The sequence below is a fragment of the Lysinibacillus sp. NPDC093190 genome (assembly GCF_050280425.1).
In the GTDB taxonomy this organism is placed as follows: domain Bacteria; phylum Bacillota; class Bacilli; order Bacillales_A; family Planococcaceae; genus Lysinibacillus.
Map to the genome: position 1 here is coordinate 18,174 of NZ_JBNNVG010000030.1, position 16,485 is coordinate 34,658.

At 37.8% G+C, this 16,485-nt stretch carries 13 protein-coding genes and 1 riboswitch; of the genes, 11 read left to right on the top strand and 2 right to left on the bottom strand.

From position 1 onward, the window contains the following. Positions 1-11 precede the first annotated feature (11 nt). From ACQKOF_RS20020 to ACQKOF_RS20070, 11 genes are all read left to right on the top strand, one after another. Complete coding sequence (locus ACQKOF_RS20020; protein ID WP_427560836.1) at positions 12-1,082, top strand: D-alanyl-D-alanine carboxypeptidase family protein; 1,071 nt, start codon at positions 12-14, stop codon at positions 1,080-1,082. A 1,139-nt stretch (positions 1,083-2,221) separates the two neighbouring features. Further along, positions 2,222-2,953 carry a pseudouridine synthase gene (locus tag ACQKOF_RS20025; RefSeq protein ID WP_427560837.1) on the top strand — a complete coding sequence of 244 codons (732 nt, stop codon included), beginning with the start codon at positions 2,222-2,224 and terminating at the stop codon, positions 2,951-2,953. Positions 2,954-3,283: 330 nt separating this feature from the next. Next, positions 3,284-3,817, top strand: a complete 534-nt coding sequence (gene resA / locus ACQKOF_RS20030) for a thiol-disulfide oxidoreductase ResA (protein ID WP_427560840.1) — start codon at positions 3,284-3,286, stop codon at positions 3,815-3,817. A 13-nt stretch (positions 3,818-3,830) separates the two neighbouring features. Next, entirely contained in the window at positions 3,831-5,507 is a 1,677-nt protein-coding gene (resB, locus tag ACQKOF_RS20035) for a cytochrome c biogenesis protein ResB (RefSeq protein WP_427560843.1), read from the top strand. After that, positions 5,504-6,691, top strand: a complete 1,188-nt coding sequence (ccsB, locus tag ACQKOF_RS20040) for a c-type cytochrome biogenesis protein CcsB (RefSeq protein WP_427560846.1) — start codon at positions 5,504-5,506, stop codon at positions 6,689-6,691. The genes resB and ccsB overlap by 4 nt, the downstream gene beginning before the upstream one ends. Before the next feature lie 169 nt (positions 6,692-6,860). Next, positions 6,861-7,577, top strand: a complete 717-nt coding sequence (locus tag ACQKOF_RS20045; RefSeq protein WP_049668637.1) for a response regulator transcription factor — start codon at positions 6,861-6,863, stop codon at positions 7,575-7,577. After that, positions 7,570-9,345 (top strand): ATP-binding protein, encoded by a 1,776-nt coding sequence (locus ACQKOF_RS20050; protein ID WP_427560849.1) that lies wholly within the window; start codon positions 7,570-7,572, stop codon positions 9,343-9,345. Before ACQKOF_RS20045 ends, ACQKOF_RS20050 begins: the two co-directional genes overlap by 8 nt. Positions 9,346-9,428: 83 nt before the next feature. After that, positions 9,429-9,962 (top strand): RNA polymerase sigma factor SigX, encoded by a 534-nt coding sequence (gene sigX, locus ACQKOF_RS20055; RefSeq protein ID WP_370046042.1) that lies wholly within the window; start codon positions 9,429-9,431, stop codon positions 9,960-9,962. Then, a complete protein-coding gene (locus tag ACQKOF_RS20060) occupies positions 9,959-11,263 on the top strand; it encodes an RNA polymerase subunit sigma (protein WP_427560852.1) in 1,305 nt (434 codons plus the stop codon). Before sigX ends, ACQKOF_RS20060 begins: the two co-directional genes overlap by 4 nt. A gap of 315 nt (positions 11,264-11,578) precedes the next feature. Further along, positions 11,579-11,776: riboswitch (FMN riboswitch) on the top strand. A 221-nt stretch (positions 11,777-11,997) separates the two neighbouring features. Beyond that, the gene (locus ACQKOF_RS20065; RefSeq protein ID WP_427560855.1) at positions 11,998-12,585 is read left to right on the top strand and encodes an ECF transporter S component; all 588 of its coding nucleotides are present in this window, start codon (positions 11,998-12,000) and stop codon (positions 12,583-12,585) included. Between the two features lie 152 nt (positions 12,586-12,737). Next, positions 12,738-14,084 (top strand): sodium-dependent transporter, encoded by a 1,347-nt coding sequence (locus ACQKOF_RS20070; protein WP_427560857.1) that lies wholly within the window; start codon positions 12,738-12,740, stop codon positions 14,082-14,084. Between the two features lie 65 nt (positions 14,085-14,149). On the opposite strand, the gene ACQKOF_RS20075 is transcribed toward ACQKOF_RS20070, so the two are convergent. Both ACQKOF_RS20075 and ACQKOF_RS20080 read right to left on the bottom strand, forming a co-directional pair. Then, positions 14,150-14,536 (bottom strand): STAS domain-containing protein, encoded by a 387-nt coding sequence (locus ACQKOF_RS20075; protein WP_427560860.1) that lies wholly within the window; start codon positions 14,534-14,536, stop codon positions 14,150-14,152. A 228-nt stretch (positions 14,537-14,764) separates the two neighbouring features. Further along, entirely contained in the window at positions 14,765-16,459 is a 1,695-nt protein-coding gene (locus ACQKOF_RS20080; protein WP_427560863.1) for a methyl-accepting chemotaxis protein, read from the bottom strand. Positions 16,460-16,485 lie beyond the last annotated feature (26 nt).

Sequence of the window (16,485 nt, forward strand, 5' to 3'; positions counted from 1 at the left end):
GGAGTGGCTCGTTGCTTCGGTTAGTACGTTTAATATTGTTCATGATAGTTGTGGTAATGTTAATGCTTCCTCAAACCAGTTTAGCACGGGGTGGTAGCGGATATGCTGTCTTGGATGGTGATACAGGCCGTGTTTTATTCGAATCAAATAGTGATGCACGGTTACCAATTGCTAGCTTAACAAAAATTTGGACAGCACTCGTTGCTATTGAAAATAGCAATCTTCAAGATGAAGTGGTTATTTCACCGAGGGCTGCAACGGCTGAGGGCTCGTCAATTTATTTGCAGGCAGGGGAAAAAGTTACGGTAGAAACACTGTTATATGGTTTGATGCTACGATCAGGAAATGATGCAGCAACAGCTTTAGCAGAGCATGCCGGTGGATCGGTTGAAGGGTTTGTCAAGTTAATGAATGAGCGGGCTGTTGTTTCGGGTCTCACAAATACAGTTTTTATGAACTCGTCTGGCTTGCACCATGATGAGCATTTATCGTCAGCAAGAGATACTGCTGAAATGTTGAGAATTGCTCTTCAAAATAAAACTTTCAAGAAGATTGCCTCCACAGTTCTATTTCGTGCTAATACTGAAAATGGGATGTTATGGGAAAATAAGCACCGGTTATTACGAGAAGGGTCAGGGGTTGCAATCGAAATAGGTGATGAGACACAACTACCTGTTAATGCATTAAAATCAGCAAAAGGTTCAGCATTCGCTGGAAAAACAGGCTTTACAAAGGTGGCTGGTCGGACCCTTGCAACCGCCTTCCAAAAGAACGGGCAAACATGTATTGTCGTCACTTTGAATGAATCCGATGACTGGAATGTACATCGGGGGTTAGCGAACAAGGTTTGGCAAGATTACAGTCTTGAGACTGTAGTGAAAGAAGGTAAATATAAGGTCAATAAAAACCTATCCATTCGTATAGAGCAACCAATTCGTTTGCAATTAAATAAAGAAGAAAAAGAAAGTGTAAGGCAAGTTTTGCATGTTTCACGAAAACGTAAGGAAGGTGTACTATCCCTCTTTATTGGTGAAGAGCGTATATATGCAGTGCCAGTAAAAGTTGAATCAGCGGATCGTTAAAAGCGATTCGCTGATTTTTTTGTTTATCTTTTGTAATTACTAGCTGAATGGCCCGCAGAAACGTAGTGACGAGGAGAATGAAGCCAAGCCGGGGAAAGCGACAACTCGAAGTGAAAATAACCTTTGTTTATTGATACACTTTTTGTATATTTATTCTTCTGTCGACAAGCTGTGAAGATATTGTAAAGGTTGAGAAAACAATTGTAGAAAAAATGGTATGAGTTTACCAGAAAAAAATTTGCACATTACAAGATGGGATCTACAATTGAACAATCTTTATCAACAAAGTTATCAAGAGCGAAACAATTCATTAATAAAGAATTAAGGAACTATGGACATAGAATAGATATAAATATAGTGAAAATGAGTAATGATGAAGAGCTGCCGATAAATTGTGGCTCTTCATGTTTATATTTTTAAAGCGATTGTTATTGGATGAAAAGAATGAGAGGATTTGATTAAAACTGGATCATCATTAAAAAGTTGGGGATGGCATTTGTTAAAACGTATGCAATTTAATTTATATAAGTTGATTGGAGTGAAGGCTGTGCGACAAAATAAAGTAAAAGGATTCATACACAGTTTTATGTGTGAATCTTTTTTTCTCTTTGAAAGGTAGATGTCGATAAAATTCAGAAGTTGGGCGATAAAACATGAAAGTTTATCGATAAAACTCAAAAGTTGGGCGATAAAATTTAAAAGTGTTCCGATAAAATTCAAAAGTTGGAGACATTTTGTCAAAGCGTATCCTGTGATAACGCCTTCGAGCCAACATCCTGTTGCTGTCGCTACGTTGCACTACGCTTTCGCACAGAAAACATTTGCTCTGCCGCTTCGCTTTAGCGCAAAAAACATCTGTTAGCCCGACGCCCCCAGGAAAGCGTCCAGTCGGAACGGAAATTAAGTCTACGTCCTGGTGAGGATCCTTAAAATTCAAGTGCAAATTATCCGAAAAATAGTTGATAAAAACTATTTCAAATCATTTAATTATTTATCCATAATTAGTTTTTCTTTAATAATGTATAAAAGTATGACATAATTTTCACAGATTAGCGGGAAAAATAACCTTATTCATAATGTGCGAATGAGGTTTAATGCTTGGTGTCAAACCAAGGTGAATGAAAATTAGAGGTGAAAGAATGGAAAGATTACAAAAGGTCATTGCGTATGCTGGTGTGGCGTCTAGACGTAAGGCAGAACAATTGATTGTAGAAGGTAAAGTTAAAGTGAACGGAGTTGTAGTACGTGAGTTAGGTACAAAGGTTTCCAACTCAGATACGATAGAAGTAGAAGGTGTGAAGCTTGAGAAAGAGGATAAGGTTTATTATTTACTATATAAACCACGTGGAACGATTTCAGCTGTAACAGACGACAAAGGACGCAAAACTGTCACAGATTTGTTTAAGCATATCCCGCAACGAATTTTCCCAGTTGGCCGTCTCGACTATGATACATCTGGCTTATTGCTATTGACAAATGATGGCGAATTTTCTTATATGCTGACGCATCCAAAGTTTAAAATCGACAAAACATATATTGCTCGTGTTAAAGGTGTCCCAACGATTGAAGGTTTAAAAAAGCTTCAACGAGGAATTAAGTTAGAAGACGGCAAAACAGCTCCTGCGATGGTTAGTATGACTTCATTTGATGAAAATGCAGGTAAGGCAATCTGTGAAATTACGATCCACGAAGGGCGAAATCGCCAAGTGCGTCGCATGTTCGAGGCGATCGGTACTCCTGTTGTTAAACTAAAACGTGAACGCTTTGCCTTTTTAGATTTATTCGGGCTAGCTCCGGGGGAATATCGTGAACTAACAAAGCATGAAGTGAAGCAATTGCGAGTGTTAGCGGAGACAGGAAAACTCGGATAAATGAGCATTTTCTAATAGAAAGTGAAATACTTCTATGTGCAATAGTAATGTATTCACTTTCTTATTAGTGAAATCGTTCATAAATCATTCATAATTATTAGCTAAGCGTTTGTGTATCATTTTGCTATAATAGGTAAGAATAGCTCACCTAGATTAGTTTCATCATTTATCAGGTGGTGTTTGACGCATAAGTGAATGACAAATATAAAATTTGACAATCATAAATGTTGTAAATCAGACGGTAAAATCTATACATATGAATGTTTGTATGAAAAGCTTAGCGTCAATTGTAGTTACTCTAAGCCGTAAATTGATAGGGGGTTTATTAACTTGGAGAAAAAGAAAAAACGTCTCGTCATTCGTACCATTATTTTGGCAGTCTTAGTATTAGCAATTGGTTACACGGTATACGGAACAGCAACAAAGGATAAAGTAGAGTTATTAGCAGTAGGCTCTAAAGCACCAGACTTCACGTTAGTAGATTTAAACGGTGAGAAACATAAACTGTCTGATTATAAGGGGCAGGGCGTATTTTTGAACTTCTGGGGAACTTGGTGTAAGCCTTGTGAAAAGGAAATGCCTGCAATGGATCGTCAGTATAAAGTTTTTAAAGATCAAGGTGTACAAACATTAGCGGTCAATATTGCCCAAACAGATTTTGAAGTACAGAATTTTGTCGATAGATATGAGTTAACGTTCCCAGTAGTTATTGACAAAACGAAAAGCGTTCAGACTACCTACAATGTAGGTAATTTACCTGCAACTCTCCTTATTGATCCAGATGGTAAAGTAGCCAAAATCATTACTGGTGAAATGACGGAGGCAAAAATTGCTTCGTACATGGAATTAGTGAAGCCAAAATAAGGAGTAAATGACTATGGAAAACATCATTTGTGCTTGTGGTCATAGTAACCCATATGGCACGAAGCTTTGTGAGAAATGTGGTCGTCCTTTAACTGAGGAAGGTAAACAGACAAAAGTTGTTGATATGCGTTACGATGGAACGGCAATTCGTTCAAAAACGTATAATACAACATTTGTTGATAAAATTTGGAATTTCTTCTCGAATGTAAAAGTGGGGATTGCCCTCATTATTATAACGTTGATCGCAGCGTCAATCGGAACAATTCTACCGCAAGCGATATATGTTAATGCCCCGGAGCCTAGCAAAGCTGAGTATTATGAAAAAGTGTATGGTGTATTAGGCAAACTCTATAATAATTTAGGACTTTCTCATTTATACAACACTTGGTGGTTCCAAATTTTGGTAGGTATGCTTGCGATATCGATTATTGTTGCGAGTTTAGACCGAGGTTTACCATTGCATAAGTCTTTAAAAAATCAACGCGTTAAACGTCATGAAAGTTTCATGAAACGCCAACGGATCATTGCGGAAGGGCAAGTGCCAAACGCTGATGAAACGCTTGATAAAGTTGAGCAAAAAATGTCCGAATTAAAATACCGTGTTCGTCGTGATGGAAGTGCACTGCTAGCAGAGCGCGGCCGCTTTGCTCGATATGGCCCATACATAAATCATGTCGGTCTCATTATTTTTTTAACAGGTGTTATGTTGCGCTTAGTACCTGGTTTTTATGTGGATGAGACGATCTGGATCCGTGAAGGTGAAACACGAGCTATACCAGGGATGGACGGTTATTTTATTAAAAATAATAAATTTATATTGGAAACCCATGGCGAAAAGCAACAGGGCGGGGAAGCGAGCCAAGGTGTAAATGTTATGGCGAAGAACTATCAAACGGACATCACGTTATACAAACAACCTGAGGGAGCTCTTCCAGGAGATTCAGACAATCTTGAAAAATTGAGAGATTACTCTATTCGTGTCAATCATCCGTTAAAAGAAAACGGTTTTGCGCTGTATCAAATGAATTATCGTCTTAACGAGTTGAGACAGATGAATTTTAATTTAGTGGATAAAGCAACAGAAGAAGATTCGCTAGGTCAAATTGAAATTGATTTAACGAATCCTAAAAAAGAATATGATTTAGGAAATGGTTCCTCAGTACAAATTCTTGTTTATACACCAGATTTTGATGGTTTTGAAAATGGAGAGCCACAAACAAAAACATCAATACCAAATAATCCGGCATTTTTATTTAGAATGACAACACCAGAAACGCCAAAAGGTGAAGTAAGCTTTGTAGAGATCAGAAAGCCACCACTTGAACCACTTGGTGAAAACAAATATAGAATGAAATTCGCAGGGGCAGAGATGCGTAATTCATCAAACTTTACAATTCGTAAGGATAGTACGATACCAATTTTATTTGTTGGTGGTGTTATTTTCATGATTGGTGTAGTAATTGGCTCGTATTGGAACCACCGACGTTTATGGTTACAGGTGGAGCCGAATGGTCGAGTGTTAATAGCTGCCCATGTGAATAAAAATATGTTCAGTATGAAAAAGGATTTAGATATAGTCACTACATTTGCTGGTCTACCGCCATATGAAGATCAGTTAGATAAGCCTGAAGATGTCAAGAAATCCACAAAGCCAGGCATTAAAGAAAAGGAAGGTGACAACACCTTATGAGTTTGATTGACATAAGTGGAAACCTATTATTTGTAGCATTCATAGCCTACCTAGTTGCAACTTTATTGTTTGGTGGTTCGATAAAGCAATCGAATGCAACAGGCAAAAATACCGAAAAATGGGGCAAAGCGGCAATTATTGTAACGATTATAGGTCTACTTTCGCAACTTGGTTATTTTGTCACTCGTTGGATTTATTCAGGGCATGCACCTGTTAGTAATATGTTTGAATTTACGACTGCGTTCGGAATGTTCATTGTTGGGGCATTCGTATTGATTTATTTTATTTATCGAGTGACAGCTCTAGGATTAGTAGCATTACCTGTGGCGCTATTAATAATTGCCTATGCGTCGATGTTCCCGAAAGAGGTTAGTCCTTTAGTGCCGTCTTTACAAAGTTACTGGTTAACAATTCATGTTATTACAGCTGCTTTAGGGCAATCAATTTTAGCGATTAGTGCAGTAGCAGGACTAATTTATTTATTAAAAGTAGTTGATTTAAAGAAGCCTTCTAAACAACGTTTCTGGTTAGAAGCGGTAATGTTCTTCCTTGTGGTAGTAGTTGGTTTCGTAGTTGCTACATCCGTTTTTAATTTGATGGATTACGATTCAAAATATACTTATGTTGATAAAGAGGGAAATGAACGTCAAATTGAATACAAAATGCCGCCAGTATTTGGTATGAATGAATATAAGGCAGTGGAAGAACATGGCATGTCTCCGTTAGTAGAAATGCCTGCGCTCATTAATGCGAAGAAATTAACAACAGTTGTGTGGTCATTATTAGTAGGATCTGTATTATACTTATTAATTCGATTAATTGCACGACGTCGAATTAGTGCGATTTTCCAACCTTTTGTCAAACGAGTAAATTTACAATTAGTTGATGAAATTGGTTATCGCTCAGTGATAATTGGTTTCCCAGTATTTACGTTAGGTGCTTTAATCTTTGCAATGATTTGGGCACAACTTGCGTGGAGTCGTTTCTGGGGATGGGATCCGAAGGAAGTGTGGGCACTAATTACATGGTTATTCTATGCAGCATTCCTACACTTACGTTTATCAAAAGGCTGGGAAGGTGAAAAATCTGCATGGTTAGCTTTAATTGGTTTTGGAATAATATTATTTAACTTAATTGCTGTTAACTTGATTCTTGCAGGTTTACACTCATACGCATCAGCTTAAACTGATTTGATAAAAACTGATTCATTTGAGACATATGAGATTTTTACGTCGCTAGTATTGGAAAGAAGAGCCTTCTTGCTGTGGCAAGAAGGCTTTCTTTTCTTTTCAATATGTGCTGTACCATGTACAATAGTAGGTAGAGAAAGATTAGAAGAGAGGGATCGTGAAAGTGTCAGAAAATATTTCAGTATTAGTTGTAGATGACGAGGATCGTATTCGACGCTTATTAAAAATGTATTTGGAGCGAGAAGGGTACCTTGTTGACGAAGCAGAAAATGGTGAACAAGCGATCGAAAAATCTTTAGAAAAAGAGTATCACTGTATTTTATTAGATATTATGATGCCAGAAAAAGACGGGCTTGAAGTTTGTGCGGAAATCCGTGAACGAGCAGCAACACCGATTATTTTATTAACTGCAAAAGGCGAGGAAGCGAATCGCGTACAAGGCTTTGAGCTTGGAGCAGATGATTATATTGTAAAACCATTTAGTCCTCGTGAGGTTGTGTTACGTGTGAAGGCTATATTACGCCGTTCACAAGCATTCTCACCTTCGACAAATGCTTCTTCTTCAAAAGATTTAGTTGTGTTCCAACATTTAATGATCGATCATGATGCGCACCGTGTAACAGCGGAGGGTATTGAAGTTAATTTAACGCCTAAAGAGTATGAATTGCTTTATTTCCTAGCTAAATCACCAGATAAAGTATTTGACCGTGAACAATTACTAAAAGAAGTTTGGCATTATGATTTCTTTGGTGACTTACGTACAGTTGACACACATGTAAAACGTTTACGTGAAAAGCTCAACCGTGTCTCTGAAAACGCTGCAAAAATGATTGTTACTGTATGGGGCGTTGGCTACAAATTTGAGGTTGTCAATGAATAGAATATGGAATAGTGTTGTCGGGAAGCTATGGGTAACCATATTGCTTCTCGTTTCATTTGTATTATTTGTTTTCACGATTTTAATGCTTGAGTTCCTTCAGAATTACCATATGCAACAGGCAGAAAGCTCTTTGCGTCAAACTGCAGCAACGGTTGCAAGTATAGTAGATGATAATGAAACAGCAGAGTCGACTTTGGAATTATTAAAAGATATTTTACCTGAAAGTACGAATGCGCTTATTGCTATTAACCATGACAGAGTTTCTTTTGCTATGCAGGAAGGTGTAAATAAAAAAGAAATCCAGGATATGATTTTAGCTAATAAATCGTTCCAAGAAGTTTTTCAATCAGATAAACCGATTATTAAGGAAATGATGATGCCGTCTTCCACAGACGAAGAAAAAATGGATTCGTATGTTGTGCTAGGTTTCCCAGTAAATGTGGAAGATGCAGTGCACGGGGCTGTCTTTATTTATCAAAGTCCAGATGCGCTGCATAAAACATCGAAAGAGACAACGAAAATTGTCTTTTTATCTGCGTTCATTGCCTTTGTGCTGACGACATTTTTTGCGTTTTTCCTTTCATCACGTATTACATCACCATTACGTAAAATGCGAGAGTTGGCGTTTGAAATTTCTAAAGGGAATTTTGAAGCGAAGATGCCGACTACACAAAATGATGAAATTGGCCAGCTTGCAGTTGCCTTTAATCAAATGGGACGTCAATTGAAACACAATCTAGAAGTGATCAATCAAGAAAATGAACAGCTTTCAAATATTTTGACATCGATGACAGACGCAGTTATTACGTTTAATCGTGACCGTACAATATTATTAAGTAATCCGCCAGCTGACCGTTTAATGCAAAAATGGTTTGTCAATAAAGGCTCACAAAGTGCGAAGCCAATTCCGCCAGAGCTTTATCATATGCTCGACCATGTACTGATGTTTGAGGATAAGCTTGAAGAAGAAATTGAGATGGATGGAAATTACTACACGTTTACGATTAGCCCTCTTTATAGTGAGGAATCGATACGTGGAGCGGTTGCGGTTATTCGTGATATGACGGAGCAGCATCGCTTAGAGAAACTGCGTTCAGACTTTATTGCTAATGTGTCTCATGAGCTACGGACTCCAATCTCGATGCTTCAAGGTTATTCAGAGGCCCTAATGGATGATGACTTTATTCAGGATCAAGAAGAACGAAATGAGATTACAAAAATTATTTATGATGAATCGAAGCGTATGGGACGCCTCGTAACAGATTTACTAGACCTTGCGCGTATGGAAGCGGGGCATATGACACTTTACAAGGATGAACTTCCAATTAATTCAACATTTGAACGTATTACGCAAAAATTTGCACAGGTTGCAAAAGAGAAACATGTTCGTCTGATATTTGACAGTGAATTTAATGACGAAGCTACGATTAGTATAGACGAGGATCGGATTGAACAAGTACTAACGAATTTAGTTGATAATGCTCTCCGTCATACTGCTGAAGGGTCAGTAACAGTGAAGGTTGAGCAGGAGCCAACCTTTGCCAAAATATCTGTTCAGGATACAGGGCATGGTATTCCACAAGAGGACTTACCATATGTCTTTGAACGTTTCTATAAAGCAGATAAGGCACGTACGCGTTCTAAGGGCGGAACTGGCCTAGGTTTAGCTATTGCTAGAAATATTGTCAAGGCACATTCAGGCAATATTATGGTAGATAGTGTGCTGAAAGAGGGGACTATCTTCACGTTTTATTTACCTTTTGATTAATACTATTAAAGAGTGGTATTAATTGGATGTAACTTCTGTGGACATTAAGACGACAAATATAAATAGAACGGGGGTGGAGTGCTTTGAATGACTCCGTGTTCCATCGATTATACGATGCATATCATCAAGACGTGTTCCAGTTTCTTATTTATTTAGTAAAAAACCGTACACTTGCTGAGGATTTAGCGCATGAGGTTTATGTTCGCGTATTGCGCTCATATGACCAGTTCGCAGGAAATAGCAGTGAAAAGACATGGCTTTTTGCTATTGCTAAAAATGTCGCTATTGATCATTTTAGAAAGCAGGCTGTACGCCAAAAACATTCACTTGATTTTTTTGACTGGGAAACGGAACAGCTACATTCAACCACACCATCACCGGAAGACGTATTGCAGGCCAGTGATGAATTTATGCAGGTGCAAGCAGCACTTGAACACTGTACAGGTGACCAAAAAATGGTCATTATTATGCGTTACTTTCAAGATTTATCGATTGCAGAAACAGCGCAAATACTAGATTGGACAGAAGCGAAGGTAAAAACCACTCAGCATCGTGCCATTAAATTTTTAAGGCAACAGCTACAACAGGTTAGAGAACAGGAGGCGAAACGGCAATGACACATAATCAATTTGATGATGACCAACTTGAACATGTATTGAATAATGCCCCTAAGCTTTCTGACCGCCGTTCGAAAGAAGAAATATTAAAACGATTATTGGCAGATGCTCGCTTGCAGGATAATGTCCATCTTCAAGAAGTTATACAACAACCAATAGATGATGAAATAACATCGCAAGAGCAACAACACAGTATGCATACGCAACAAGAAAGTACCGAGACAGCAACAACAAAGAAGAAAGCTCGTAAATGGCCAATCTTTATGAGTGTTGCAGCAGTTTTCGCTTTAACAGTACTTACAGGCTCCATGTTCATGAATCATAATGATGCAAAAATAGACCAGGCTAATGCTCCTGAACCTTCTCAATATTCAACATTGCAGGATAATCGCGCAGCAAAAAGCTCTGTCAACCATGATAAAATTATGGAGTCCAACATAGTAGCAGACCATGCACAGATCATGTCACTACGATCATCTGTTTATGAGGAAGATTTAACAGATGCAGTAGTGTTCCGTATTGGTTTGGCAAATCGTGATAAGAAAAGTGTACCGATGACGTATATCATACCAAATGAACGAGTTGCTACTGATTTTGGGAAGAAAAAGCCCACAACCCTACAAATGTATGAAAAGTATGCGCCACAAATTGATGAGAAAGCAAATGGTTTTACTAACTATCATCCATATAAAGGGGAAATAAAGGAGAAGGGTGATAAATTGGTCCATGTATTGCCGAAGAAAGATGACTTTGATGTCGCTTCAGCAGATACAGACGAATATTTAGGGACAATACAGGATACATTCTCAGATTCCGAGTATAAAGATATTGAGTTTGAAAATCCTGATGGTACAGTCCACGAGCTTGCCAAGGAAGAAGATTCAAGTAAACCCATGGCATTAACAAGCTCAAATCATTTTAATTATTATTTATATAAAGATGAAAATGGGGCTGAATATTTATCACCTGATTCTCGTAAAACTTTTTCCACAGTTACAGAAGCTCTTACTGTTATGCGAAATAATAATGATGATGCATACTTTCCTGTCGTACCGGAAAATATAACATACACTGTGAAAGAGGTAGCAGAAGGCGTTATTGTTACATTTGATGAACCGCTTGATTTAACGACAATAGACGCGGTCCGTGCAACTCAATTAATTGAAGCTATGATGCTCACTGCTGCAAGCTTTGATAAACAAGTACGTCTAGACAATGTTGTACAGGAGAGCTGGGAAGGATTTGATTTGAAAAATTTCTTGCCAAAGCCTGTAGGAGCCAATAAACGATATATGCCATAAAAAGCATAACAACAAATAGACGAACGGAACTTAAATATTTTTTTTGGAGCATTCTCGCCTTTGTATGTGCGTGAATGCTCTTGGCATTTTATAATACCAATAGCAAAGAAGTTAAGGGAACGATAAATTGCCTGATTGGTGAACGCTAATAAGCAATTGGGATGCGTAAAACCTCTACTGATTACAGTTTCACTTTATAAGGATATTAACCGAGTATCTGTAAAACATACAAGTTTAATCGGGATTTTTTAAGCAAAGCTATTTACTTTTTTCTAATAATTCATTATAGTAAGGCTATGAAACAAAAAAATAATGATTCATCTTCGGGGCAGGGTGAAAATCCCGACCGGCGGTAATAGAGTTGTAAATCGCTAATATTTCCTTCAAGTCATATTAGCTCGAATGATTTACTAAATGCTCTTCAGCCCGCGACCTGTGCAAATAATTTTTTGCATGGCTGACTTGGTGCAATTCCAAGGCCGACAGTTAAAGTCTGGATGGGAGAAGATGGAGGTACGATCGTCATTCATTGTTATGAATTTAGCTATGAACGAGCGTTTATTCGATGTGTCTTCACACAGCGTATGCTCTAAAATAGTTAATTAATGGCGTTCTTTAATCATGCCTATTCTCCCTTATGCTCTTTTGCATAAGGGTTTTTTCATGATAATTATTGATTAGGTCGTAACCTTTCTTCTTGCGAGATTGAATCAGCAAAGAGGAGAGAGTTTTCTATGAAGAAAAATGTTAAACTTCAATCGTATATTACGATTGGCATGCTGAGCAGTATTTCGTTTTTATTAATGCTTTTTAATTTCCCAATTCCACCATTTCCAGCATTTTTGGAAGTAGACTTCAGTGATATGCCAGCATTACTAGCAGCGATCACAATGGGACCTGTAGCTGGTATTTTAGTAGAATTCTTTAAGAATGTGTTGGACTGGGTTTTCTCAGGCACGCCAACAGGAGTACCGGTAGGACATATCGCGAACTTTGCAACAGGTATTTTATTTATTCTACCAGTTAGCTTTGTTTTTAATCGCGTCAAAACAGTTCAAGGTCTTATCGGAGGTTTAGCTGCTGGAACAATCATAATGGCAGTTGGAATGAGCATTCTTAACTATGCAGTATTTTTACCTATGTACACTTACTTTTTAGGTATGGAGCCTGTTGTAGGGGATTCACTATATAAAATGATCGTAGCTGGTATATTGCCATTTAACATTGTGAAAGGTATTTTAATTACTATCATTATGGTATTGCTATTCACAACAATGCGTAAATGGATTGATCATCAGCGTTCCATGTATTTAACAAAATAATTGGAATGAAACCTCGAGCTGTTAAACGCTCGAGGTTTTTTATGTGAGTTGGATAATATTGCGCAAAAGTAACGTATAGAATTAATCTAGTCGGGTTTAGTATTTTAATGTAGAATAAGGAAGAGCTTAGAATGTTAGAGGAGTTTGAAGAGATGAGTGAAAAAAAGAGTCAGTGGTCTAGTAAACTAGGCTTTATTTTAGCATCGGCAGGAGCTGCGATCGGACTAGGAGCAATTTGGAAGCTTCCCTATGTTACTGGACAAAGTGGTGGGGGAGCGTTTTTCCTTATTTTTGTTCTATTTACATTGTTGATTGGTTTACCGATGTTATTATCCGAATATATTTTAGGTCGTGGTACACAATCTGAGGCTGTGACTGCCTATAAAAAAATTGCACCTACGAAAACAGGCTGGGCTTGGGTTGGGCGTATGGGTGTACTCGGTTGTTTTTTATTGTTAAGTTTTTATAGTGTTGTGGGAGGTTGGATTTTTATCTATAGTGGCCTTGGTGTGACTGGGGCTGTTATTGATCCTGCCAATGATCCTAGTGAACTATTTGGAAAGATTATAGGAACACCATGGATTACATTACTAGGTTTAGGATTGTTTACGCTAGTAAATGTACTAGTCATTTCACTTGGTGTGCAAAATGGTATAGAAAAGGCTAATAAGTGGATGATGCCTTTATTATTTATTATGTTTATTGTACTTGTTGTGCGGGCTTTAACATTAGATGGAGCAATGGAGGGGGTTAAATTCTTCTTGTGGCCGGACTTTTCCAATATAACTGGAAAGGCTATATTAGAAGCGTTGGGGCAGTCCTTCTTTGGATTAGCGGTAGGATTTTCTTGTCTTGTGACGTACAGCTCCTATTTAAAGAAGGATGTGAGCTTACCGAATTCTGCAGGCTCCGTAGTTCTTCTCACTGTGCTTGTATCGTTCTTAGCGGGATTGGCAATTTTCCCTGTTGTATTTGCTTTTAATTTAGAACCAGCGTCTGGACCGGGCTTACTATTTATGGTTCTGCCAACAGCATTTAGCCAAATGCCCTTTGGTGAAATATTCTTAGCAATGTTTTTAATATTATTTTTATTTGCAACGTTAACCTCTTCCTTCAGTTTATATGAAATTATCGTAGCGGCATTTATGGAGAAAAGGCGTATGTCTCGTCCTGCATTGACAATGCTACTAGGTGTAGTAGTCTTTGTTGCGGCGATTCCTGCAGCTCTTTCATCGAGTACATTGGCGGACATATCAATCTTTGGAAAAACAATTTTTGATGCAACTGACTTTTTAGTATCTAATTTAATGCTTCCGTTAGGTAACTTGTTGATTGCTATCTTTATTGCGTATGTGGTTGATAAAGAATTTGTGAAGAAGGAATTATTAATAGGAAGTCAAATGGGGCAGGGGTTCTATTCAACATATCATCTATTGATGTTAATAGTAGTACCTCTTGTCATTATCGTTGTGTTCGTAAATATGCTTTTACAATATTAAAAAAAGTAGGTTGCGTTCCGTTTAATAGGAATGCAACCTTCTTTAATGATGGGGGCAACAATAGGTTAATATTCACTAAGCGATAGCTCACCTAGCCAGCCTTCTTTAATGATTTGTCTCGCTTTCTCTTCGCTTTTCGTAATAGGGAATACTTTATCGACTTGCGAAATAGCAAACAAGTTGCGAATGAAATCATCGACGACAATAATGGCGATTTTCTTTTCTTTTACAGATACTTTCTTGGCGAAATTGACGATCATGCCAAAGCCGGTACTATCAATGTTTGTAACCTTGTGCATATCGATAATGTATCCATGCTTTGTTTCCAAGCTTAACGATTGAAGCTCTTTTTTTATCTCTTCAATCATCCCGTATTCTAAATCGCCAGTAAACGCAATCAAAATATAATCAGCCTTTGTGTCGATATCCATCGCAATTTTTTTCTGATTCATACTATAGTGCCTCCATTTTCTTTTTCATGTTAGGGAATTCTCATTCTTTAGAGAAAATCAAACAAAAGACATTTGTAACTGCCGTTTCACTTACGTTACATAAAACATCTGTAGCTGACGCTTCGCTTTCGCTACCAAAACACTTGTAACTGCCATTTCACTTACGTTACATAAAACATCTGTACCTGTCGCTACGCTTTCGGTACAGAAAATAATTGCTGAAAGAAATTAAAACTTGAATTTATTGACTTCATTTTGTAATTTATCAGCAATTGATGCTAACTCATCTGAACTTTGAGTAATTTCTGCAACGGTTGCATATTGTTCTTCCGATGTTGCGGCAATTTCCTCTGTTGCTGCTGCGGAGTCTTCAATAATACGGGAAATATCTTGAATGGCTTGTTGAACACCTAATGAGTTATTGTTTACATGCGTAAATGCAGCCTTCATTTGCTCAACGCCTTTTTCTGTTTCTTCAACCTTTTCAACAATTTCCTTTAAAGCCGTTCCTCCTTTATTGATAATTGTTACTTGCTCCTCTACAGCTAGCAAATTACTTTCCATTGTGCGAACTGTCACAGAAGTTTCAGCCTGAATATCATTAATGAGATTTGTAATTTGTCCTGATGCTAAGCTTGATTGTTCGGCTAGCTGGCGTACCTCTGATGCAACAACGGCAAACCCTTTTCCTTGCTCGCCTGCCCGTGCTGCTTCGATGGCTGCATTGAGGGCGAGTAGATTTGTTTGCTCTGCAATACCAGTAATAACGGTAATAATGCCACCGATTTCTTCCGAGCGTTTACCGAGTTTTTGGATAGAATCTGTCGCATAAGACACTGTTTGCGTAACGTCGCTTAAATGTTTAATCGCCTCATTAATCGCCTCTTCACCTTTACGTGCAATTTTGGTCGAATCTATAGCGCTATTTAACGTGTTCTCGGCCTTTTGTAAACTGCTCGATACTTCTTCAATTGTTTTTTGCATCATTGACACTATTTGTTCAGCCTGATCAGATTGAGTCGTAGTGCCAACTGCAATTTCATTCATCGTAAGTGCAATTTGGCTAGAAGCCTCACTTGTTTGGTGTGATGATTCTGCTAATGAGTGTGATGAGTTAGCTATTTGGTTAGCGCTACCAGCTACGATTGTCATCGTCTCTGTTAAACGATTTTTCATATCACTAAAGGCATTTGCTAAAACAGCAATCTCATCTTTACCTTTTGGGTTTAATAACTTTACATTTAAATTTAAATCTGCTAACTCTTTAGCATTTGTACTTAAAATATTAATAGGTCTGATGATTTGTCGCTGTAAAAACCAACTAATCCCAGCGATTATTAATATGGCAATTCCTAAGGAAATCGCTACATTTTCCAGTGCAGACTTTGTAGCAATGCTTATATAAGGAGCGGTTGGAACAGCTGTCGCCCATACGCCAATAACATCGCCTTGGCTATTTAAAATGGGGTCATAGGCTCCTTGATGCATACTACCTAAGACATTTGCTGATCCGATAAAACGTTTTTTTTCTCCTAACACAACTTTCGCAACTACATCAGAAACCTTTGTATTTAATGCGCGTTCTCCATTCTCAACTATATTTGTACTAATACGAGTATCGTTTTGGAAGATTGAGACGGCATTTCCGTTTGTTAGCTCTCCCACTTTATCAGCTACCTCAAAATTGTCTACCATTTTGACGTCACCTTTATACAATTGATTGTTTTTAATGGACCATTCTCCAGGGAATTTAGCATCTAAATATTCATAGCCTAATTGAATATCTGATAAGAGCTTTGTATTTGCGCTTTCTAAAAGATTTTTTTTGGCAACATAAAAATTTATTCCTGCTAAAAGTGTAGTGAGTAGCAAAATACACCCGAATATTAACAGGCTCATTTTTTTTCGGATTGACAGCTTCATGAAAACTCCTCCAATTTTCCGTTTAC

Excerpts from the sequence above, each read along its gene's own strand:
- ACQKOF_RS20025 (WP_427560837.1), top strand. The coding sequence starts at position 2,222 with ATGGAAAGATTACAAAAGGTCATTGCGTATGCTGGTGTGGCGTCTAGA.
- resB (WP_427560843.1), top strand. The coding sequence starts at position 3,831 with ATGGAAAACATCATTTGTGCTTGTGGTCATAGTAACCCATATGGCACG.
- ccsB (WP_427560846.1), top strand. The coding sequence starts at position 5,504 with ATGAGTTTGATTGACATAAGTGGAAACCTATTATTTGTAGCATTCATA.
- ACQKOF_RS20050 (WP_427560849.1), top strand. The coding sequence starts at position 7,570 with ATGAATAGAATATGGAATAGTGTTGTCGGGAAGCTATGGGTAACCATA.
- ACQKOF_RS20060 (WP_427560852.1), top strand. The coding sequence starts at position 9,959 with ATGACACATAATCAATTTGATGATGACCAACTTGAACATGTATTGAAT.
- ACQKOF_RS20065 (WP_427560855.1), top strand. The coding sequence starts at position 11,998 with ATGAAGAAAAATGTTAAACTTCAATCGTATATTACGATTGGCATGCTG.
- ACQKOF_RS20070 (WP_427560857.1), top strand. The coding sequence starts at position 12,738 with ATGAGTGAAAAAAAGAGTCAGTGGTCTAGTAAACTAGGCTTTATTTTA.
- ACQKOF_RS20075 (WP_427560860.1), bottom strand. The coding sequence starts at position 14,536 with ATGAATCAGAAAAAAATTGCGATGGATATCGACACAAAGGCTGATTAT.
- ACQKOF_RS20080 (WP_427560863.1), bottom strand. The coding sequence starts at position 16,459 with ATGAAGCTGTCAATCCGAAAAAAAATGAGCCTGTTAATATTCGGGTGT.